Here is a 23,740-nt window from a genome sequence, read left to right as displayed (position 1 = left end):
CGCGCGCGCCTCCTTCGGACGGCGCGCGGATAAGGAGATATGTTTATGAAAAAAATTGTCACGCTCGTCATGATTATGCTTCTGGCGGTCACATTCGTCTTTTCAGCCGCCGCGTGCAGTATCGATACGGGAACAGGCGGTCCCGATAAACCCGACGTAAAACCCGAGGAAAATCCCGACGCGGAAGTCCATCTGACCGTAGGCACGCTGGGTAAATCCGCCGAGCAGAGCGTTATGCAGGAGTGGATCAACGCTTTCCAGAAAAAGAATCCCGAAGTTTCCATTAAAATCACCAAAAACATGAGCGGAATGGCTGAGATCATCAACTGGACTTCCGCAGGCGAGTTGCCCGATATCGTATGGACGGCGGGCGACCAGCATTCTCCCTATTCGGGAACGGGATATTTTCAGGATCTGTCGGATGAGAGCAAGTTTCCGGGAAACGAAGAATTTTTCTCCGATTTTTACGACGCTTTGATCGATTCCACGCATTATTCCTCGTCCGACGAGGGGATCTGGTTCGTTCCGCGCGACTATAACCGACTCGTAATATACATCAACGAAACGGCGTTCGAGCAGGCAGGCGTAGCGGTGCCCTCCAACGACTGGACTTGGGAAACCTTTCTCAAAACCTGCGACGATCTGATGAAAGCAGGCGTGAAAAAAGCGATCGAATGGAAAAAATGGCGGCCTGTCTATGCGACCATGCTGGCAAATTACGGCGGCGAATACCTCGACGAGGAGGGCAATTTTGCGCTCGACAGCGACGAGGCGAAGGCTTGCTACGAATTTTACGAGGAATTTTACGATACGCGCACGGGCTATGCCATATCGGGAGAGGGCGCGTCTTTCAAGGCGTACAGCGGCGAACTTTCCAGCGCTGTGCCCATGATCGTGGACGTCCGCCCGCAACTTCCCGACTATGTGCAGACGGCTTACAGCCGCCAATGGTCGTTGACGGCGCGCGCCTTCCCCAACTTCGTACAGAAAGACGGTTCCGCGGGCAAGGTCGGTACGGGTTGCAGCGGCTACGGCATCACTAAGGCGTGCACGGACGAAACAAAGAGGGAATGGGCGTGGAAGTTCCTGAAATGGTGTATGTCCGAAGAGGGCTACGATACGGTGGCATATCTGGGAAATATCGTTCCAGCCATCACCACGATGCGCGAGAGCGGCGCCTGGACGGAATACACCTACGGCGGCATTACCGTGGATTATGAGGCATTCATCGCGGATAATACCGAAGATATCTTTCTCAACTATTACAATGCGCTGCCCAATTCCAAGCACGATACCTTTGTCCGCATGACGGACGACTTCTGGAACAAGGTAGGCGTCAATTCCTTTGCAACGGCAGTTTCCGAATTTAAAAAGCAATTCGAATCGTACATGAATCAGTAGGGAGACGCTATGAAATCATTGACGGAGCGCGACAAACGCAAGATCGTGCAGAACGTGGTCGGTTATCTTTATATCGCCCCCGTTCTGCTGGGCATTCTGTTCTTTACATTCACGCCCGTATTTTATGCGTTTATCACCAGTTTTTTTGAAACGGAGTTAAAGCCCTTTTCGCTTACCGACTGGGGCACGTTCGTTGGCTTTAAAAACTACTATCAGAATTTTACCAACTATTATTACCGCTCACAGTTTTTCACCTCGCTCGGCGTTACTTTTCTCTATGCGGTCACGTACATACCGCTGTCGCTGATCCTGTCCTTTCTTTTAGCGCTCCTTTTAAACCAAAAACTGTCGGGCATGCGTTTTTTTCGGGTGCTGTATTATCTGCCCGTACTCATTCCCGCGGTGTGCAGCGGTATGTTGTGGAACCGCATCACCGATCCCGATTGGGGCATCATCAACTCCATGCTGCAAAATGTGGGATTGGGAGGCTGGCAGTGGTTCGAAGCAAAAGAAACGAGCATGGCGTCCTTTATCTTCATCAACCTGTTCACGCTGGGCGGAAGTATGATCCTGTGGCTCGCGCAACTCAAAAACGTGCCCGTTTCCCTCTACGAAAGCGCAAGGCTCGACGGCGCGGGAAAACTGCGCCGGTTGGTTTCCATCACGATTCCCATTTGTTCGCCGATGATCCTGTACAACGTTATCATGAGCATTATCGGCGTCATGCAGACGTATGCGCAGGTGATCACGCTTACAGGTTCATCGGGCGCGGGAAAGAGTTTGTTTTTCTACGTGATGAATATTTACGACAATCGCGTGCAGAACTTCGGCTATGCGTGCGCATTGAGTTTTATCTTGTTTGCTCTCATCGGCGGATTGACCGCCGTCGTCATGAAAACGAGCAAATGGGTCTACTACACGGAGGAGGGCTGAGCGAATGCGATCGATTTCCGAAAACGCTTTCCCCGCTGCGGAAGGGGAGGCGCGCGAAACGAGTCGGCGAAGCAAAATGAAAAAGAAAATTTTCATAACAATTTCCTATCTCGTTCTCGCGATACTTTCGCTGTTTTTCCTTTTTCCCTTTATCGTGATGGTATGCCTGAGCGTACTTCCCGACAGCGAGATCAATCTGCAGGTGCTCATATCCCCGTCGGGAACGCTGAATCTGGGCACGTATATCCGTATCCTGACGCCCGGCTCCGACTATATGCGCTATCTGATGAATACGCTGCAAGTCGCCCTCATCACGACGGTCGGCATACCGCTCGTTTCGTCGTTATGCGCTTACGGGTTTGCAAAGTTGGACTTCAAGGGTAAAAACGCGATGTTCGGCATCGTGCTTTCCACGATGATGATCCCCGCGGTCATCAGTATCGTGCCCCTTTATACCATCTATGCCAAACTGGGGTGGATCAACACGCTGTATCCCATGTGGGTGCCTTCGCTGTTCGGCGGCGGCGCCACCAATATCTTTTTGATGCGGCAGTTTATGCGCGGGATCCCCAACGACATGATGAAAGCCGCGCAGTTGGACGGCGCGAATTCTTTTGTGATCTACGTGCGGCTCATGCTGCCGTTATGTCTTCCGATCCTGCTGTACGTGGCCGTCATGTCCTTTATGAATGCATGGAACGATTTCATGACGCCGTTCACCTATCTCGACCACGGCTCAAAAAGCGTTACGCTCGCCCTCGGCGTCTACTACGATTACGGGCCTGCGAGCACCGAACTTGCGAACGTGGCGATGGCGTCGGGTGTGATCATGACGCTGCCCTGCGCGGTGCTGTTCTTCTGTTTCCAGCGCTATCTCATTGACGGCGTCGCCGTAACGGGCATGAAAGACTGAGGAGGGATAGTATGAAAAAATGGAACAAAGTTCTGAGCGCGTTTCTCTGCTGTACGCTCGCCGTCGCAGCGATGGCGGGGTGTCAGCCCAAGGATAATTATACCTATTACGAATACGACGCGCAGCATCAGTCCTCGGACAAAATGCTTCGGTTTTACAGTTCGGACGCGGGACTGGACGCTTTTTTGAACGATTACCGCGAGCGCCATATGCGCGACACGGAAGACCGTATCCACACGCACCCCGTCGGCGCAGGGAGCACCGCCTGGAAGGAGTGGGAATCGATGATCGGCAGTTGGTGGGATGCCTCCTCCGCCAACGGCACGATGAGCAGTTTTTACGCCACCAAAGAGTGGGTGACAGATTGGCTCTTGTCTCCGCGCCAGGATCGGCAGGGCTATATATGGGCGGACGAGGGCAACGATATATCTTCCTGGGGCATGGGCTGGGCGTTTCCCGATTATCAGAACGGCGGCATCGGCTGGCTGTTCGATACGGACGACGAGAGCGAGGGATGGTACCTCGGCAATGCGTCGAACGCGTCCCTGACGGTGGAAAATTCAAATCTGATCGTCGATACCGCGGGCGCGACGGAACAAATCGAACTCTATTCGCCGCTGTTTGAACGCAGTACGCTCGTGGCGCCCTTTCTGCGCATGAATTTCGGTTTTACGGGCACGGGCAGTTACGATATAGACGATCTGTTCGTGTATTATACGACGGATAAGAGCGCGCAGTGGTCGGAAGATAAAAAAGTTTCTTTTTCCGAACTGTGCACGACCGGCTTCGAGATCGGCGCGGGAAACGTGTCGCAGCAGGGTTTCTTTTTCCCCATGTATCTGCAAGAGCAATGGGGCGCCGAGTCGCGGACGCGCGTTACGCAACTCAAGATCGTGCTTGCGGCGGAAGAGGGGACTTCTTTCGAGGGACGACTGAATTTTGATTATATCTGCACGGATTTCGACGACAGGCAGCCGCTCAATCTATGCAACTATATCATAGCGGCAAAAAACGTATGCGAATTCGCGCAGGACGATGACCTGTTGGCGCGGCTTCTGCCAAATGCGCGGCGCGCGATGAATTTTCTTCTGTCCCAGTTGAAGGGTGCGGGCGGACTCATCGATACCGAATATTTCGTGGGGCACGGCAACGACGGATTGAAGGGCATAGGCACGGGATTGGGCAACGGCTACTGGGACGTTCTTGCTTTCCCGCAGGTGAATCTTTACTGCAATATTTCTTTTTACAACGCGCTCAACGCCATGTCGTATCTGGAAAACATGGCGCAGTATTACGAAATCGAAAGCGATCCCGTAACGACGCTTGGCGCGGATATGAAGAGCGTTGTGACCTATGCGGAAACGGGTAGCAGTCTGAACGAACTTGCGCAGAATTGCCGCGAAAAGATGCAGAAAGTTTTCTGGAACGAAAAAACGGGGCGCTACCACGCCGGCAAACGCGACTTCTACGATACCGTGCAGGACCACGGATATCTGATGTTCAACGAGCAGGTCATCGCCTCCGGCATTGCGACGAAGGAACAGACGGATTCGATCCTTTCCTGGATCAACGGCGAACGCAAGGTGGCGGGCGATGCGAGCACGGGCGAGGATATCTATTATTACGAGTTCGCGCCGCGGTTCAATACCGCGGAGATCGGAGCGGATTTTTATTGGCTGTACAGCGCTACCTTCGACGGGAACGTGCAGAACGGCGGCACTGCGCTGCATCTGGCGTACTACGATCTGGTCGCGCAGGCTGCGGGCGATAAAAACGTTTCGTTTGCACGGCTCAAAACGATACAGGCGTGGTATGAAAAGGTGAAAGCGGCGGGCGGCACGGGCTGGGATTTCTATCACAAATATTACGATAACTATACCGATATCGGTATTCAGGGCGGCCCTTCTGGCGGGACGATCGGCGTGGATTACGAATTTTTAGAGGCGGCGCTTTTGTTCGCGGCCGTACCCGACGCGTACTTCGGCATGGATACTTCGTACGACGATACGCTCGTGTTTCAGCCTTCGCTGCCCGATGCGATGGATTTCTGGAAAATGGAAAACCTTACGTTCAGCGGTTACTATTACGACGTGTCCGTCGGACAGTTTTTCGTTCAGATCAGCGGGGTGAACGAGTATCGGAAAGGACAGGGCAGCCGAAACGCCAAACTGGAGATCCGTATGCCCAAGCCCGCATTTCAATTCAAAGTCTATCTCAATAACGCGGAAACGGCAAATTACCGTTTGGAAGACGATCAGATCGTGATCGAAACGAAATTCGGCAACGTAAAAGCCGAAATCAAAAAGATCTGAAACCGGGGTAATTTTCGCGGAAGCATTATGAGGAGAGGATAAATAAAAAAAGGAGCAAGGAAAATGAAAAAGCACTTTAAACTGTTGGCCAGCCTTATGCTGGCGCTGTGTCTCTCGTTCGCCATGGTCGCCTGCGGGGAAACGACGACGCCTCCGCCCGACGGCGGCGATGAAAAACCTCCCACGGTCGTGGAAGTGGACAAAACGTATTACGACGTTACCGTCGTCAACGGTACCATCAAGGACACGACCTATAATCACGACAAAGTGGAAAAGGACGCGTCCGTTACGGTCGTGGCGGGCGAACCCGTCGGAAACGAGGAATTCACCCATTGGGAAATCGGCGGCGAAAGCGTGGGGACGAACGAAGAATATACGTTCGACGTCACCGCGAACGTGACCGTGACAGCCGTATACGGTACCAATTTCAGCGTATGGGACGGAGAATATCCCGAAGACGCGCCTGAAACGTATACCGAGGACGAAGACGCGCGGGTCGTACATATCGGTTCCGCCGAGGCTCTCGCATATTGGGCGGATATGATCACCAACCAACAGGACGGAACGGACAAAACGCAGTACAAGTATTCGACGTTCGATTGGGGCGTCTACACCCGCGAATTCAATAGTAACGGCGGCGATGTGGAAGCGGCCGTAAAAGCGGCGCGCAAACCCGATAACAAATGGACGGTTTCACTCGATTGCAATATCGATCTGGCAGGATTTGAATGGACGCCGATCTTTGATTTCAGTTATGCGCAGCATCAACTTACGTTCGACGGCAATAACCACGTCATCAAAAATTTGTATGCTCCCGCTTACAACAGCGGCGAATTCGTGAATATTTCCATGAAAGCCAGCGGTTTTTACGGGCACGTGGCGGGTTCGGATATAACGTTTAAAAATATCACCTTCGATTCCGCCGTTGCGGAAGTGCAGGGAATGGATGCAGGCCGCCAGAATCTGGCGATCGTACTCGGATATACGGTCAACAACAACCATTATCAGTATTTTAAAAACGCGCAGGAAACCGTGTTTGATAACGTAAATATCATCAACAGCAAAATTATCGGTTCCGGTGACTGCAAGAAAGCGGGATTTTTGCTCGGGCGTGTCGGCTGTGCGACGGAAACGTTGAATTACGACAACAAGCAGCACGTGACCATCAAAAACTGCACGATTTCCGATAATCTTTTGGTCGCAAGCAGCATCCTCGGCGGCATGATCGGGCATATCTATTCGAGCGATGCGGATATCATGGACCGCGATCTGCACGTGCTCGACGTCTACGACAACACGTTGAACAATATTACGGTCATTTCTTCTCTGAACGGCAGCGATTCCAACGAATCCTATAAGTTCGGTACGCTCGGCACGTGGGATCAACTCACGTGGACCGGCGGTATGGGCGTCGGCGCGTCGTTTGTGCAGCATCCCGTGGATTTCGAACACGGCGATCCCTCCGTCAACTTTATCGATCTGCACGTCGGTACGGGCAAGGCGGAAAGCGGCGTATTGCAGTATGCTCCCGTGAACACCAACACCGCCATGATGAAGACGACGCTCGAAGCGGTCGACGACGAAGGCAATCCGGTCGTAAAGGATATTTTCGTGGCTTCCGACATGGAATTCGATCCCGACAGCATGGGCTATCCCGATTGGTCGGGCAACGATGAACAGGTCATCTATATCGTAGGCGGCTGTACGCTGACGGGGTTGGACACCGAGGGCTCGGAAGTCCGCTACATCAGCGGCGCGCGCAATGCGGACGGCGATCTGATCGTAACGGATGCGGAAGGCAACGTGATCGGCGCTTGGGTCGTTACGGACTATGCGGGCGCGTTCGTGGCGGCTGAATAATCTGCTTGTAAATTAAGATCGTAGAGGCAAAGCGCGTTGCACAAGAAATTGCTCAGCGCGCTTTTGTTCAATTAAGGAGGAATATGAAGGCGATTGCAAAAAGGAAACTCGTTTTGATCGGTTTCAGCGTGGTTCTGGCGTTTTGCGCCGTGTTTTTGCTGGTATCTCACGCGCCTTACGCGGCGCGCGCCGACGTATCGGTTTCCGATTTCATTTCTACGTTTACCGTCAGCAAGGGTACGAAAGAAGTGCGCGAAGGAGAACTCCGCTATTCGATCGGGGGCGAACGGTCGTACGCGGAGGTCTTGACGGACGGTTATTCTCTCGGATCGCAATGGTATGTAAAATATCTCACCACGCGCAACGTCGTGATGGTGCACCTGAAAAACGATTCGCCCGCCGAAAGCATGAAAGTTTACTTTAAGACCAAAACCAAAGACTGGTCGGAGGAAAACTCTCTTTCCGTCCCGCTGTATACGGACGGCGAATACCATACCTATTTTATCGAACTGACGAAAAATCAGAATGCGGGCGGCGAACTGCGCGGGCTTCGCTTTGCGCCGCAGGCCGCCAAGGGCACGATTTTCGTCAACCATATCTCTTTCGAGCGCGAGGATACGAGTTATCCCTATGCGGGCGAGGTGCTTTCGTGCACGACCGACGGTTATCAAGTCACCGTCGAAGGGCGCCTGAACGACGAATACAGCGGAAAGACCGTGACTCTTTATCGCACTTTGATCGACAACATGGATGAGGAAATCGAAAATGCGGAAAAACTGGGCACGGCAGTCGCGTCCGGCAACCGCTTTACTTTTTCGTTCCCGTATCACGACGGAGAAGTCACGATGCTCAGTTCGCATTTTATCGCCGCGGTGGATTCCGTAAAAGTAGATAGAATGTTTTCTATCGAAAATTGGCGGGATATGACCGAGAATCCGTATGCGTTCGAACTGCCCGAACGCACGGTCAAGGCGAGCGAATATGGCGCGAAGGGAGACGCCTATACCGACGATACCGCGGCTATACAGAGCGCCATAGACGCCGTGAGCGGACAAGGCGGCGGAACGGTCGTTCTCGAGGGCGATCCCGACAGCGAGTACGGTACGCGCTACGTCGTGACGAGCATATGGATGAAGGATAACGTGGAGTTGCGCATCGAAGAGGGCGCGGTTTTGTGGCAGTCCTGGCGCGAAGAAGATTATACGTACAAAACCTATAAGGGACACGATATGGAGGGCATCGTTTGGGGGCATAACGGTCTGGCGATGAATTATCCGCTCGTGTACAGCAATCAGGCAAACAATATCAAGATCACGGGCGGCGGAACGCTGCGGCTTTTAGACTGGGGCAATCAATCCCGTCTGAACGGCTATAAGCCCGCTTATTCGGAATATTGCAAATCGCTCATTCACCTTGTCCCGCTGGGGCTATACAACAGCACGAACGTAGAGGTGAGCGATATAAAAATTCTGCGTACCAACTGTTATCACGTCGTAGTATACGGCTGTACCAACGTATATCTCGGAAATCTGACGCTGACCGAGGACAACTGTCTCAGCGGCGACGGGATCAGCATCGGCGTCGGATCGAAAAACGTGGTGATGGACCGCTGTTTTCTGTATACGGACGACGACGCCGTCGTTTTGCTCGCGCAGAGCATCAACGATCCCCGCGGCGTCACCTGGTGGCACGCCAAACCCGACGGCGGCGACAATCGGATCCGCAACGTCACGCTGCGCCATAGCGCGATCACGCCCGGCAACATCATCGTGCTGATCACATGGGGCGTGGACGCTTCCGATTATACGTGGCAGGCGATGAACGGGTTTTACGTTTATGACAACATACTCGGCAACTGGGGCGAGAGTTCCACCTGTATGAATCTTTGTCCCGGTCAAGGTTATCCCTACGGCGACGGCGGCAAATCCGTGCCCGTAAATAATTTCGTAGTCATGAACAATTCCTACCGCGGGCCGATTTCCAATCTCAACGCGATGGTAAAAACAAACTGGGTCGTGGACTGCGACGATGTAGAGGTCGCCACCGACTTCGTGGACACGTCGTTTTCTTACAAACTCGGATATTGGGAATACGGCGGAGAATATCAGCAGAACGTGACCGTCGGCGGCAATACCGCTACGCTCGATTTCGACAAGGCGTTAATGGAACAATACGGCGCGGCGAGCCTGTATCAGGGATTGTATCTCAAGGCGGGCACGCACACCTTTTCGGCAGATATAACTTTGCATGACGCGTCCGCGCGCCTTTTCGTGAAAGAAGCGCTGACGGGAGAAATTGTCGCCGTAAAGGAGGTTTCCTCGTCGGGGAACGCCGCCGTCGAATTTGAAGTGCCGCGCGAGGGCGTCTATCTGCTCGGCGCAGACGGCGGACGATCCGCGTCCGGCAAGGCGGATGTTTCTTCCTTTGCCATTGTATCGGAGGGGACGGACAGACCCGCTTGGTTCGAACAGGATTTTGAAGACGGCGCCGCGTACTTCGATACATTCGGGTGGCAGAATGGGGAGGAAGGCGGCAATTCTTATCTCACTTTTGCCGAAGATACCGCCGCGGCGTCCCTGCACGTAACGGGCGACTACAAGCAGTTCGATTTGAAATTCGATTTCAAAGTTCTGAAAAACGATACGGCCCGCGCAACAGACGGCAACGTGTTCGTGCGTTTCGGCGAGCGCGACGACGCGTATTATATTCTGCGCTATTGCCACAAAGCGTCACGAATTCAACTGGAAAGTTGGCATGGCGGCGTGTTTGAAATCGCGGCGAGCGCGGAATACAGGATGGAGGACGGCGTATGGGTACAATTCGGTTTATCGGTCGGCGATGCGGGCGTGACGGTCTATGCGGACGGCAAGGCCCTTTGGGATGCGCAGCCCCTTCCCGACGGATTGGGACGAAGCAAAATAACCGTGGGCTTTACCTATTTTACGCCCGCGCTCGATAACGTAACGCTGGGAGAAGCGGGCACGCTCACTTTCGCGCGTTCCGAGCATTGGACAGAAAAGCCCGTCGATCCGCCCGTCGATCCGCCCGAAGAGCCGAAAAAGTCGGGATGCGGCGGCACTCTGTCTGGCGGTGCGCTCGTACTTTCGGTGTCTGTGCTTGCGGCGGCGCTCGTCTGTACGTTGCAAAAAAAACGCGGAGGGCGCAGGGGATGAAGCGCTGGAAAAGTATTTCTATGCTTTTGATCTGCGTTCTGTTTCTCGCGCTGGGGACGGCGTGCGGCGGCACGTCCGCGGAGCCTTTGCCCCCTCCCGAGGATAAGCCGCAGCCGACGGGCGTTTCAACGTTGACATTTGCGGAAAACGAGTGTTCCGATTATATCAACTGGTACGGGCGCAACGAGCGCAACGCTACCTTTCGCGCGATGATCTGCTACAACTCGGCGGCGGGTTTCGAAGTTACCTTTTGGGGCACCCAACTTACGATGTCGTATATCAGCGAAATCAACGTAAAAAACTTTCTCGATGGCAGTTGCTATCTCTGCGTGCAGATCGACGGTTCCGAGGATTACGAGGCGGGCTTTACCGAATTGCCTTTCGCCTCGAACCAAAAAGAGATCACGCTCGTGTCGGGGCTTGCCGAGGGAAAACATACGATCGAGGTGCGCCGCGCGACCGAAGATATGTGCGCGTCGTGGGAGATATATTCCCTGAAAACTGACGGCTTTTTCCTTGCACCTTCCGAGAAACCTGTGCGCAAGATCGAAATTTACGGAGATTCCATCAGCGCGGGGCGCGGCAATATGCGCGCGGTCGGGGAAAAGGAAAACGACAACAGCAACCAGGAAAACGCGCTTATGACCTACGGTGCGGTAGCCGCCCGCAGTCTGAACGCGCAGTACAATATTTTTGCCGTGAGCGGTTCGTGCGTAGGCAGTTATACAACCAACGCGGGGGCGAACATTATCCCCAGGTTATACACGAAATACGCACCCACCGCAAACGCCCGCAATAAATGGGATTTTGCAGCCTACGTGCCCGACGTTGTAATCATAGATCTGGGCACCAACGATATCATCGGAAATTCCGATAAGCAAGAAGGTTTTGCGGAAAAGTTGAAAAGCGAATACACGGCGTTCGTACAAGATTTAAAGACAAAATATCCCGATGCGGCAATCGTGCTTTGCAGCGGAACGTTTCATTATTCGCGCATCGATATTCAGGCGTATGACGCGCTGTTCGAAGAGATCGCAAAGAGTTTCGAACAAGAGGAGCGCGTCTGTCATTTGGCGCTGGAAAAGAGCAATAACGCGCATCCGACCGCATCGGAAAACAAAAATTACGGCGCCGCCCTGACAGAATTTATCCGTTCCGTGACCGGCTGGGAGTAGACAAAGATGAAAAAAATCATCGCGCTTTGTTTATGCCTGGTGCTTTCAGCCGCGCTGTGCGGCTGTCGGGGAAAGCCGTCGGAAGATCCTCCCGAAACCGAGCCGACGCCGCAGACTCTCGCCTTTGCGGAAGGTCGGCGGGAAGATAAAATAAATTGGTTCGGGCGCTGTTTCTGGGACGGGGAAACGCGGAACGTATGCTTTTCGAATTCCTCCGCGGGATTCGAGGTGCGCTTTGTCGGCACTTCGCTGACAGCGATAATCGCCGCTACCGAATCAAAATACCCGCAGGAAGCGGCGGGGACGGCATATTTATATGTTTTTATCGACGGGACAAAAGATTACAAAAAGGCGCGGCGCATGGCGCTGGACGGTTCGGGCGAGCCCGTCGAATACGTTTTGGCGCAGAATTTGCCGCAGGGCGAACACTCCGTGCGCGTACTCAAATGCACCGAAGTCAAATACGGCAGCGCCTGGCTGTATTCGCTGCGTTCCGACGGGGAATTTCTCGCGCCGCCGCCGCGGGCGGAACGGCGCGTCGAATTGATCGGGGATTCCATTTTAAGCGGAAGCGAAAGTATGCGCGAGAGCACCACGACGGACAGTAAATTGACCGAAAGCGAAAACTCGCTCGCCTCATACGGCGCGTTCGCCGCCGATCTTTTGGATGCGGAGGTCAGCGCCGTGACGCGTTCGGGCGCGCTGGTTAGCGGATATCGCGGCTATGCGTCGATACAGGATTTTTACGATCTGTACAGTGCGGACTGCGACGCCTTGTGGGATTTTTCGCTTTCTCAGCCCGACGTCATCATTCTCGATCTGGGCACCAACGATTTTCTCGTCGGCGCGCCGACTGATCTAATCTCGGAAAAATATGCGGAGTTTTTGGCGTACGTGCGCCGAAAAAATCCCGACAGCGCGATCTTTTGCTGTGCGGGCGCAATGGTCACCGCCGTCAATCGCACGGTTTCTGCGGCTGTCGAGCAACGAAACGCCGCAGGCGATAAAAACGTATGGTATTACGCGTTGCCCGTGATCGCTTCGGGCGGGCATCCGCGGGAAGAACAGCATTTAAGCAACGGTTATCAGTTGGGCGCGTTTATTTTGCAGTCGATGGGCTGGACGGGCGAGTTGTAAGGCAGGCACGGCGGGCAAAAAAAGTTCGTCGGGGAGGTTATTATGTCGCAAAAGTTAAAAACGACGTCGCAAAGAGCGAGAAGGGAGGACGTGGCGAGTGTTGCGGGCGTATCTTCGGCGGCGGTATCGTACGTGCTCAATAAAACGAAGCGGCTGTCGCCCGAGGTGGAACAGCGCGTTTTGGATGCGGCGCGGCTGCTCAATTACCGACCCGACCGCATCGCGCAATCTCTTGCGGGCAGCCGAACGCATACGCTCGCCTATATGACGGCGGATATAGCGAACACGTATCAGTTGGAGGTCATCAAGGGGATGCAGACGGAGGCGTTGAAGAACGATTATATCGTCTACATTTTCGACGCGGCGGGGGACGTGAAAAAATACGTCAGCCACTTGATTACCCGTCGCGTTGACGGAATTTTCGTATCCGCCGCGCCCGATTTTCTGTCGGATGAACTGTTATGCGAACTTCGCGATGCGAATATCAAGGTGCTCGCAGACTTTTCGCGCAGTACCTTTTTGCCGGACGTTTCGTATATCATGTCCGATATGTACGACGGTTTTATGCAGGCGGTTGGATTTTTAAAGGAGTTGGGTCATACCGAAATCGGTTATCTCAGCGCATTCGACGAATCGTGCTATTACGATCTGCGTCTGCCTGCCTTTAAGATCGCGATGCGTAAATTGTTCGGCGCGGGCGTGCCGCCCATTGAATTCGGCGGCTGGCCTTACTCCACGTCCGAAACTTTGGGAATACGGCTGATGACAAAAATGCTTTCGGAACATCCCGAAGTGACGGCGATCGTCGCTACCAACGATCTGATGGCGCTCGGCGCGATCAAGGCCGCGATCGCTTGCGGGCGGCGTGTTCCCGAAGATATCTCCGTGATCGGTATAGACAACATTGATTCGAGTGCGGTCAGCAAGCCTTCGCTGACCACGCTCGACCAAAGCGGAAATCGTTACGGTGCAAAAATTTTCGAAATTTTGCATAACGATATCGTGGCGGGCACGTCGGGAAAGTACATCGTTCCCATGCGGCTGATCAAGCGCGAATCCACGGGCACGGCTCCGCAAAACGTCGAAAACAGGATACTGTTGCAAGAATGATACGGCGGGACCGATACGCCGAAAAGCACCCGAAACAGGGTGCTTTTTTTTCAAGTCGCTTCTGTACGTAAAATATAAAAAAGGAAAATTTTGGCAAATTATAAAAAATTTTACAAAAAGGTATTGACAATCCGAAATTCTATGATATAATAAAGATGAAATTGATATATTGATTTATATATCAATTCGCCCAATATCTATATCAATTACAACAAATTACAAAAAGGGGCCCCTTTTTGTTTGGGCTGTACAGCCCAAACAAAAAGGGGCCCCTTTTTGTTTGGGCTGTACAGCCCAAACAAAAATCTTATTACCTGTATAGCGGATTTTACGGGAAAAGACTGGCAAACGTTTTATAAATCCCTTAATTTCATTTAAGTTGATATAATAATATTATATAATAATATATTAATATTATAATTTTAGGAGGTCAAAATGAAACGAGCTGGCACAAAAACGACGGCGCTTATCATAGCGCTAAGCATGTTGCTGACATGCTGCACCTGGCTAACCGCGGTTTTCGGCGTGAAAACGGCGCGCGCGGAAGGGGCGGCGCAGTGGACGCCCGACACTACGTTGCTGAAAGCAAATCCCGATTCGACGGTACGCGGGCCTTTCGATTCTACGAGCGGTTTTATAGATATCGTAGGGCAGGTGAACGGGCAGGTACAGTATACTGTTCGTATCGACGACGGCAGCGATAACCGCGGTCCCGTTGAAACGTATCCGATCAAAACCTGGGGCGGGCGCGTCGGCTACGAAACGCAGTTCGATTTCGATTCTTTCGAAACGGAAATCGACTTTACCTATCTGAATAAAACTCCGGATGCTCCCAAAGATACCTGGGGGGAAGAAAACGTGAAAGGGGAACAGTTGAATTTGATGCTTTCTTCCGTAACGGCGGGGTTGTATTTTGGAAATGACGGTTGTATGATCACGGTGCAGCGCCAGAGAGATCAGGCCGCCACACCCGAAGACGAGTCCAGAAACTATTTCTTTACCGTGACCAGCGGGGGAAACGGAACCAGCGACGTAACCTTTAAGGGCAACGGCAAAGCACCGGATTATGCGAACACGAACGATCCCGACTTTGCGAGCGGATATTCGGGTTGGCTGATGAGTTTTGCGACCGACGTATTATCCTTCAAGATTTCTTCCGAGGGCGACAATTATCTTTTGACGATCTCGGAAGCCGCCGATGCCGAAAGCAAATTGGTGATCACCATGCCGAAGGCAACCTTGGCTAAGGGGATCGAAGAAAAAGTTTATATGGCTTACGGCGGCCTCAACGCAGGTACGGGGGTAGTGCGTTTCAATAAACTGACCTGCGACGATACGAAAGCATACGAGGCTTCCATCGCTTCCAAAGTCGCCACGATCAACGATTATTGCACCGCCGTACAGGATCTTAGCGACAGTTCTAAAATCGCGGCGGCGAACGCGCTGCGCAAGCAGGTCAGCCTTGATGGATTCCGCAATTACGACCGCGCTTACTTCCAGCCGAAAGTGGATGCGGCTAACGAGTTATTCTCGCAATATCTGGATATCGATAGTCTGGAAGATATCGTCGAAGATACCCTGACCAATTTACAAGCAAAATTGTCGAACGCAGCCGACAACGCGGCGCTTGCCGAAATTTATTCGCTTGCTGCGGACGCGGCGACTTTCGCTTCCATGGCCAAGGAATTAGACGCAGACCGCGGCGCGGCTCTTCAGACGAAAGTGGACGAGGTGAACGCGGACATTTACGAAAAAGCGAAAACGATCGTCACTTCGTACATGAATGCTTATGAAAACGCCGTAAATTCGATCAAAAATCTTGCCGATTTGCAGACAAGCAGCGTAAAACGCGCGGATGCCGTCGCTTACCTCGATAAATTGACCGATACGGATAAGACCGAATTGTACAAAAAGTTAGAGGATACCGATAAGGTATACTCCGAAAAGAATTCCGTAGCGGGCTGGGAAGGCAGTTTAAAAAGCCTTGCGATCAGTTCGGACGGCAAAACCATTTCGTACGGCGCTTTGGCGGGCGGCGGCATGAGCAGCGACGTTCATACCCGCGACGCCTCAACCCTCTCCTTTACCGAGAGCAAAATGGCGGTCAACAATTTCACGATGTCCTTTTCCATCGACAAACTGGCTGCTTCTACGGGATGGATCTCCATCGGCCTGATGGCGAAACCCAACAGTTTTTCCACTTCGCAGGACAACGATCCCGTGGACGGAGTTCCTAAAGTGCAGAACAATCCCGGCCTGATGTTTTTGATTTCGCCGTATGCGAACGGATCGGCAAAAGTGGAACTGTTCTTTATTAAATTGACTACGACCGATTTTTATGCGGCTTTGCTCAACGAACTTACTTTCGATTACGAGATCGGAAAGCCTATCGAAATCAGCGTGAAGGCGCCCGATAAAGATAAGGACAGTTATCTCGAGATCAGCATCGGCGGGCAGGATTTCCCCAAAAAACGTATCGATAATGCGGCGATCGCCTCGGTGTTCGGCAAAGATTATGAGGGATATCTCAATATCTGCCAGATGGGCGGCGATCAGAGCAATAACTGCTATGAAGTGACGCTGAATAAGATCAACGGTCACGACGCGGCGTCTGCGGACATCGCGAAAGTGACGGCTCTGCCCGATAAAAACGACCCCGAGCCTACTCCTACCCCCAACCCCGATCCTACGACTCCGGGTTGCGGCGGAAACGTTGCTTTTGCGGGCATGGCTGTTTTCGGCGCAGCGGCGCTCGTTACGGCTGTTGTGGCGATGATCCGCAAGAAAAGAGAAAATCATTAAGAATCTTTTGTAATAGGAGTTCAGATGAATAAGACGTTTAAAACAATTTGCATTATGGCAATGACCGTCTGCCTCGCGCTGCCCGCATTCGCGGGCTGCAAAGGCGGCAACGGCGGAAAAAAAGTCATTCGCATCGACGGCGGCGGCGATATAGGCACCTTCAACACGACGGCTGACATGACCGTTTCGCCCAGTAATCCTTATCCTTACAATACGTTGGAAAAATTGTGCGAGGAATGGGAAAAAGAGCACCCCGAATACGACGTGCAGATCGCCAGGACCTCGAACGGCGGCGACCAGCAGACGCTGACGGCGCTCTTGTCCGTGCCCGGCAACGCGCCCGAAATTCTCTATCAGAACGGCGGCGTGGTCAACAGCCAACTCGGCTTGGATTACTATGTGCCGCTCAACAGTTATCTCAACGAAAAGAATCCCTACGACCCCGAGCGGGAAAAATGGATCGACTTGTACGACATATCCGAATTTACGACGGCTGCCGACGGCGAACGTTACTACATCAATCTGGAAAGACAGCCGATCGGAATCCTTTATAATAAGGATCTTCTGACAAAGATCGGTCTGACGGAAGCGGATCTGACGACGTTTACGGGCTTTTTGAACGCGCAGAAAACGTTGCAGGAATATAACGCCAAAAACGGCACGGATTATAATACGTATCTTACTTCCTACCGCTGGTACGATTTGCAGTTAGAGAGCAATATCTTCGGATCCCTCGTTCCCGAGTTGGATACTCTGATCAAGGATAATCGCGTGGATACCGAAGAACTCATCCGCGGTTATAAAAAAGGCATATGGGGCGTGGGACAGTCGTATACGGACGAAAACGGCAAGACGCAGATCGCGGACGACGGACGTTTCGAATTATACCTCGCGATGCTGAAACTGCGCACCAAGTATTATCCCAAAAACTTTGCATCTCTCGACGCTTTGAGTTCTTTCGTGACGGGCAAATGTCTGTTCATCGAAGGCACGGGCGGCACGATGCGCCAGGTCAACGCAAACAATTCCGTTGATTTCGAATTGGGCGTCGTAGGCTATCCCACGCTTTCAATCGACGATCTGAACAACTTCGAGGAAACGAAAGGATACGTGACCAAACTCGGGCTGAAAGAGGAGGATATCTCCAACTGCCGCCGCGGATCCGCAGGCTATGCGACCGCATGGTTCGTTTCCAACAGCGCCGTGGAAAACGACGTTGTGGAAGGTTGTATCGATCTTTTGAAGTACCTCACGGCTCCCGCGCAGAACAACCGTCTCATCGGCGACCTCGGCGGCGGCATACCGCTCAATCCCGACGACGATACGGAGATCAAACCGTACCTGACCTCTCTGCTCGACATGTATTACGAGGATTGCAAGGACGAGTCTTTGATGAAATGGGGCGCGTTCAGCCATTGGTCGGTACTCACGCTCGATTATAACGGATACTTTTTGGTCGACACGCTCTCTTACATAAACGGCACCATTACGCTGGAAAGTCTGAAATCGCACCTGAAAGGACAGATCGCCACGAACGTCACGCAGTTTATCAACGAAAACGATTACGACCAGTCCAAATGGTAAGCCCGAACAGAGGAAGACCGATGAATAATTCAAAAATCGAACAAGAAAACATTTCGGCCGAGACCGAAATAAAGTCGGGCAACGAAGGCGGAAACGCCTTCGTTGTTCGTAAAAAGAAGAAGTATCAGTACCAGGCGTTTATCTGGATCGCGCCCGCCATCGTGCTGCTGCTCGTATTCTGCTATTATCCGCCCATCTATTCCATCATTTTGTCATTTACGGAATCGAGAAAGCCTCAGATAGGGGAATTCGTCGGCTTTGCGAATTACGTCAAGGCGCTGACGGATAAAATGTTCTGGATAGGCATGAGAAACGTGCTCGTCTGTATCGTCGTGGGATTGATCGCGGGCAATCTGCTCACTTTCATCATCGCGGAACTTTTAAACGACTGCAAGAGCACAAGGACTTCCAATATCTACCGTTTCCTGTTTATCGTCCCCATGGTCGTGCCCGGACTGGTCGGCATGCTCATCTGGAAAAATATCGTCTTCAATCCCTCCTCAACAGGACTTGTGAATGCGTTTTTGGGGCTGTTCGGCGTGGAAGCGCAGGGGTGGTACGCTTCGGAAAGCCAGGCGCTCCTGTCCATTATCCTGACGGGGTTTCCATGGGTAGGCGGACCTTCGCTCTTGATTTATCTTGCGGGATTGCAGAATATCAACGGCGAAATGGTCGAGGCTGCGAAACTGGACGGTATCACCGTGCCGCAGAGAGTCTTTTATATTGATCTGCCGTGCATATTGGGACAGTTGAAGTATTTCCTGGTGACGGGTATCATCGGCGGGTTCCAGGCGTTTACCTGGCAACTTATTTATACGGGCGGCGGTCCCGGCAACAACGGCGCGACGATGGTGCCCGGATTCATGATCTACGACACCGCGTTCAACGAGCGCAGATTCGGTTACGCATCGGCGATCGGCGTTATTCTGTTCATTATCACGCTGATTCTGACGCTCATCAATATGCGAATGACGCGAAACGTGCAGACGGAGGAGAAATAAATGCAGGAAAGTGCGGTTGAATTCAACAAGCCCGTGCATCACGGCAAAATCAAGCAGATCGTCTGTCAGACCATTCTGCATATCATTATCCTTTTTACGCTGTTCCTCATACTCTATCCCTTGGTGCTCTTGATCATCAAAAGTTTCAAGGACGTCACGCAGGATCAGAACTATCCGTTTACGCTGACTTTTCCGCTGTATTTTTCCAACTACCGGACGGCGTGGCTGAATATCGCCGATTATATCGGAAACAGTTTTATCATCACGCTTTTGCAGACGGCGGGAACGCTTTTGGTAGCGGCGCTGACGGCGTTCGCTTTCGTGCGGTTCAGTTTTCCCTGTAAAAATATCATCTTTATGGCGATTCTGTCGCTCATCATGATCCCCGGCACGCTGACGCTCGTCAGCCAATACATATTGATCAACGACCTCGGGCTCATCAACAGTTTTTTCGGCGTGATCTTGCCGGGCGTCGCGGGCAGCATCCCCATGAATCTGTTTTTGCTGCGCTCGTTCTTCGGCGGCGTGAACGCGGAACTGTTCGATGCTGCCAAGATCGACGGCGCGAGCGATCTTAGAACGTTCTGGTCGATCATGCTGCCGCTCTCTCTGCCCATCATGATGACCGTGGCGATGACCACGTTTATGGGAGCCTGGAACGAATATATCTGGACAAGGCTCGTACTTTTGGACGATACCATGCATACCATCGCGATCCGCGTGGTTTCCTTTACCGAAAGTTACTTCAAGATGACGGGCGGCTACGGCGCGCCGTTTGCCGCGTATATCATTTCCGCCGTTCCTTTGATCGTCGTGTTTGCGCTTGCTTCCAAACAGTTTATCAAAGGGCTTACGAGCGGCGCCTTCAAAATGTAAATCGAAAATAGGGGAAAACAATGAAAAAATTCACATCTGTTCTTTTGGTTCTCTGTTTCGCGTTTTTGCTCTGCGCGGTCGGGTGCGACAATACGTCCGCCGCGCGCGAGCCGCAGAACCTTCTTCCCGATCCCAATTACACGCGCGGATTCAATCTTTCCATGCCTTCTCCCGTGTACGATAATTTTCCCACGGAACTGGAAAACGCATTCCGCGAAAAACTCGTCACCGAACTCGGCATGCCCGAAGAAAACGCCAATGCGATCATGAATCCCTATCTGCATCTCGGCAACAATAAACTGGACTATAACAAGACGACGCAGGGACGGCCGAGTTGGTCGCTCTCCGAACACAGTTCCACCTATTGGCTGGGAGATACGCAGTACGGGCAGTACGATATCAGTTACAATGATAAAACGTTGAAATCGGACGGGTACAACTATAACAAAGCGAGCGTGGAAAACGGCACGTACGTCTATTCCGCGCCCGGCAAAACGGTAAAAGTCAATCCTACGACGGGCGAACTGACGCTCGCGGTCAAGGGCTCCAACGAATATTCCACCGACGACGATCACGACGGCATTCGCGACGGGGTGAATTTTGTTCCCCGCACGAGCGGCTCGCAAAGTTGGGTACACCTGCTCATTTCTTCCACACTCTATCCGCAGGTCAATATCGCGCAGATGGATAGTCTGGAACTGAATATCTCTTTCACGATGGAACAAATGGAGAAAGTCGCGCCCGAACTGTTTAATTACAATCTGCACACGGCGCAGTTCCAACTGTTCTTCGTGGTTTCTTCGAGCAATCCCGCCGACGGTGATTTCTGGTACGGCATTCCTTTTTACGAGGCACGCCAGACCGAGGCAGGCGAGGTGGTAGGCCCCAACGGCGGGTTCGACAACGGCACGAGTATGTGGATCGCTTCGGCGGGCACGCGCGCCACGGTCGGCGAACCTATTCAGAAAGGGAAGCGATACGACGTAAAATTCGATATCCTCAAGGGGATCAAAGAAGGGCTTGCGCAGGCGCAGGAAAACGGTTATATGCTCAGTACGACGGCAGAGGATCTTTCCATCGCCAATTTTAATCTCGGTTGGGAAGTACCCGGTATCTACGACGTGAGCGTGGCGATCCATAATTTTGAAATTATGGGACTCTTTCAAGAGTAAAGGAGCGGCCGATGAAAAGAAAATATAACCGCATCGTACTTACGCTGTTATCGCTGGTATTCACGCTCGCGTGCTTTTTCGGATGCACGCGCGGGGGCTCGGATAATGGGGGCGACCGTGTGGTGAAACCCGATACGCCCACGAGCATTTTACGCGACCGCGATTTTTCGCAGGGCTTCAATCTGATGGGCATGCACGCGGGCACGGACGGGAGAAACGTTTATCGGGTTTTCGATTACAACAAGACCGCGGACGCCGCGCCCGCATGGGAGATGGCGCAGTGGGAAGGCAAACATAACTTGGTGGAAGCGCAAGAAAAAATCGAGGGCGACCGTTATACCTATCAGTCGGGCGGAAAAAAATTCGTCTACGACAGCAAAAACGCCGTGCTGACGCTGGCGATCGACGCAACGCAGGAATACGACGCGCCGCGCAAAACCAGCAGCGAGGGTTGGGTGCATATTCTTATCGAACAGAATTTTCAAACGGTCTATTCTGTGGAGGACGTCGAGAAAATCAACGTAAGCCTCGATCTCTGCCTGACCAAGTTCGATAAAAAGATGACGGACGAGGAGTTTGACCCCAATCTCCACAACGCTCAACTTTTATGGTATATTACTTTGACCAACAAACCGCCGCAGGATAATCCCGCCGACGAGGATGGCTATCCCGTAAACGGAGTCGACGGAGATTATATCTGGTTCGGCGTTCCCATCGTCGATTATACGCGGTACGGCGAATTTATGGACGCGGGACTGAGTTACGATATCGGCACGAAACATTGGATCTGCAGCGTAGACAGCGCCGAATACCTCGACCGCCCCGTTACGGTCGGCGTGAGAAACTCGTTTGAGTATGATATCGTTCCCATGTTCAAAAAGACGCTGGAAGAAGTACAGGCGAAGGGCGGCATGCGCAACTGCAAATATGAAAATCTGTACGTAACGTACATGAATTTCGGTTGGGAAGTGCCCGGTATCTTCGACGTTTCCGCCGACATCTACGATATCGGCATCGAAGCGGTGACAAAATAAGATAAAAAACAGACCGTGTGAAAACACGGTCTGTCCTATCGGTTTTTTCAGCGGAGTTTGCGCACGGATTCCCGTAAAATCAGCCGCAAAGGGATCTTGATATCCTCGGGCTGCCATTCGGGATCCTGTAAGATCCGTAAGATCTGCGCGGCGGCGTTCGCGCCGATATCCTTGGAAGACTGATGCACGCAGGTCGGCTTGACTTCCAAAAGTTCGGTTTCGTCGTCCAGCAGGTTATCATAGGAAGCGACGGAAATATCGCCAGGCACCTTTTTCCCCATCTTTTTGAGAACTGTATAGGTCTTGACGGAGAGGTCGTAATTGAGCGCGATGACCGCGGTCAATTCGGGATTGTTCGTAAGGAACGCCGTGATCTTTTCTTCCCACTGCGAATCGTAGTTTTCGAGTTCCGTGAGAATTTGTTTCTTATTGATGATGAGTCCGTGATTGCTCAAAGCGTCGCAATGTCCCGCGATACGTTCCTGTATGGTGGATACGTTGCTGGATTTCAGGGAGATCAGCCCGATATCGGCGTGGCCGTTTTCGATGAGATAACTGGTCAGATCGTAGGCGGCAGGGTAATTGTCCGAATGTACGAAACTCGCCTTGATGCCCGAAAGATTTCTGTCGATGAACACGAGCGGAAAATTTTTCATGGACAGTTTCAAAATTTCGTTGTTGTACGTTTCGCCGTCCACGGGGTAGATGATGAGTCCGCTGATCTTATTGCTGATAAACGATTGGATCAGCCGCTTTTCCTCCAATTGGTCGTAGTTGGTCGTGCCGATCATCAGCGTAATGTCGTGTCGGGCAAACTCGTTCTGGATGCCTTCCATGATGTCGAGCACGTACTTGCTGCGGAAATCGGGCAAAATCAGACCTACGCATTTGGTGCTCTTGTATTCGGGCGTAGGGGCGTTCATGTATTCGATGCGGTCGATATCCGCCTGCGAAATGTTGGCGATGAACGTGCCTTTGCCCTGTACGCGGTATACGAGCCCTTCCCGCTCCAATTGCTGAATGGCGGCTTTCGCGGTGATGCGGCTCACCGAATGGCTCTTGGAAAGATCCGCTTCGCTCGGCAGGCGGAAATTCTTGAAATTATAATTGTTCTTGATGATCTCAAAGAGATAGTTATAAAGTTTTCTGTATAAAAATTTTTCTTTCGGGGGCATCGTCTTATTCCTTAATGTTATTATATTTATTATAACATTTTAAAAAAATAATGTCAACTATTATATCAATATAAATGCTCAG

16 protein-coding genes are annotated in these 23,740 nt (G+C 52.2%); 15 read left to right on the top strand and 1 reads right to left on the bottom strand.

The features are described 5' to 3' along the window. Window positions 1-45: 45 nt before the first annotated feature. From ESZ91_RS09895 to ESZ91_RS09825, 15 genes are all read left to right on the top strand, one after another. Entirely contained in the window at window positions 46-1,401 is a 1,356-nt protein-coding gene (locus ESZ91_RS09895; RefSeq protein WP_161971138.1) for an ABC transporter substrate-binding protein, read from the top strand. 9 nt (window positions 1,402-1,410) lie between these two features. After that, complete coding sequence (locus ESZ91_RS09890) at window positions 1,411-2,334, top strand: carbohydrate ABC transporter permease (RefSeq protein WP_129226787.1); 924 nt, start codon at window positions 1,411-1,413, stop codon at window positions 2,332-2,334. A gap of 4 nt (window positions 2,335-2,338) precedes the next feature. Next, window positions 2,339-3,247, top strand: a complete 909-nt coding sequence (locus tag ESZ91_RS09885; protein WP_129226785.1) for a carbohydrate ABC transporter permease — start codon at window positions 2,339-2,341, stop codon at window positions 3,245-3,247. Window positions 3,248-3,258: 11 nt separating this feature from the next. Then, complete coding sequence (locus tag ESZ91_RS09880) at window positions 3,259-5,559, top strand: glucosidase family protein (RefSeq protein ID WP_129226783.1); 2,301 nt, start codon at window positions 3,259-3,261, stop codon at window positions 5,557-5,559. Window positions 5,560-5,622: 63 nt separating this feature from the next. Continuing rightward, window positions 5,623-7,419 (top strand): hypothetical protein, encoded by a 1,797-nt coding sequence (locus ESZ91_RS09875; RefSeq protein ID WP_129226781.1) that lies wholly within the window; start codon window positions 5,623-5,625, stop codon window positions 7,417-7,419. Window positions 7,420-7,502: 83 nt separating this feature from the next. After that, entirely contained in the window at window positions 7,503-10,592 is a 3,090-nt protein-coding gene (locus ESZ91_RS09870; protein WP_129226779.1) for a glycosyl hydrolase family 28 protein, read from the top strand. Further along, window positions 10,589-11,767, top strand: coding sequence for a GDSL-type esterase/lipase family protein (locus ESZ91_RS09865; RefSeq protein ID WP_161971137.1), 1,179 nt, complete (start codon window positions 10,589-10,591; stop codon window positions 11,765-11,767). Before ESZ91_RS09870 ends, ESZ91_RS09865 begins: the two co-directional genes overlap by 4 nt. 6 nt (window positions 11,768-11,773) lie before the next feature. Beyond that, window positions 11,774-12,904 carry a GDSL-type esterase/lipase family protein gene (locus ESZ91_RS09860; RefSeq protein ID WP_129226775.1) on the top strand — a complete coding sequence of 377 codons (1,131 nt, stop codon included), beginning with the start codon at window positions 11,774-11,776 and terminating at the stop codon, window positions 12,902-12,904. 42 nt (window positions 12,905-12,946) lie between these two features. Next, a complete protein-coding gene (locus tag ESZ91_RS09855; protein ID WP_129226773.1) occupies window positions 12,947-14,014 on the top strand; it encodes a LacI family DNA-binding transcriptional regulator in 1,068 nt (355 codons plus the stop codon). A 435-nt stretch (window positions 14,015-14,449) separates the two neighbouring features. Then, the gene (locus ESZ91_RS09850) at window positions 14,450-16,816 is read left to right on the top strand and encodes a hypothetical protein (protein ID WP_129226771.1); all 2,367 of its coding nucleotides are present in this window, start codon (window positions 14,450-14,452) and stop codon (window positions 16,814-16,816) included. 24 nt (window positions 16,817-16,840) lie between these two features. Next, entirely contained in the window at window positions 16,841-18,400 is a 1,560-nt protein-coding gene (locus tag ESZ91_RS09845; protein WP_129226769.1) for an ABC transporter substrate-binding protein, read from the top strand. 20 nt (window positions 18,401-18,420) lie between these two features. Next, window positions 18,421-19,401 (top strand): carbohydrate ABC transporter permease, encoded by a 981-nt coding sequence (locus ESZ91_RS09840; protein WP_161971136.1) that lies wholly within the window; start codon window positions 18,421-18,423, stop codon window positions 19,399-19,401. Beyond that, complete coding sequence (locus ESZ91_RS09835; RefSeq protein ID WP_129226765.1) at window positions 19,402-20,277, top strand: carbohydrate ABC transporter permease; 876 nt, start codon at window positions 19,402-19,404, stop codon at window positions 20,275-20,277. 20 nt (window positions 20,278-20,297) lie between these two features. Next, on the top strand, window positions 20,298-21,449 hold the full coding sequence (locus ESZ91_RS09830) for a hypothetical protein (protein ID WP_129226763.1): 1,152 nt from the start codon (window positions 20,298-20,300) through the stop codon (window positions 21,447-21,449). An 11-nt stretch (window positions 21,450-21,460) separates the two neighbouring features. Continuing rightward, the gene (locus ESZ91_RS09825; protein ID WP_129226761.1) at window positions 21,461-22,483 is read left to right on the top strand and encodes a hypothetical protein; all 1,023 of its coding nucleotides are present in this window, start codon (window positions 21,461-21,463) and stop codon (window positions 22,481-22,483) included. Window positions 22,484-22,530: 47 nt separating this feature from the next. Here ESZ91_RS09825 and ESZ91_RS09820 read toward each other — a convergent pair whose 3' ends face one another. Then, window positions 22,531-23,658, bottom strand: a complete 1,128-nt coding sequence (locus ESZ91_RS09820) for a substrate-binding domain-containing protein (protein ID WP_129226758.1) — start codon at window positions 23,656-23,658, stop codon at window positions 22,531-22,533. Between the last annotated feature and the right edge of the window lie 82 nt (window positions 23,659-23,740).

It is taken from the genome of Candidatus Borkfalkia ceftriaxoniphila (genome assembly GCF_004134775.1).
Taxonomy (GTDB): domain Bacteria; phylum Bacillota; class Clostridia; order Christensenellales; family Borkfalkiaceae; genus Borkfalkia; species Borkfalkia ceftriaxoniphila.
The sequence above is the reverse complement of the archived record's forward strand: the minus strand, read 5'-3'. Positions and strand labels throughout refer to the sequence as shown.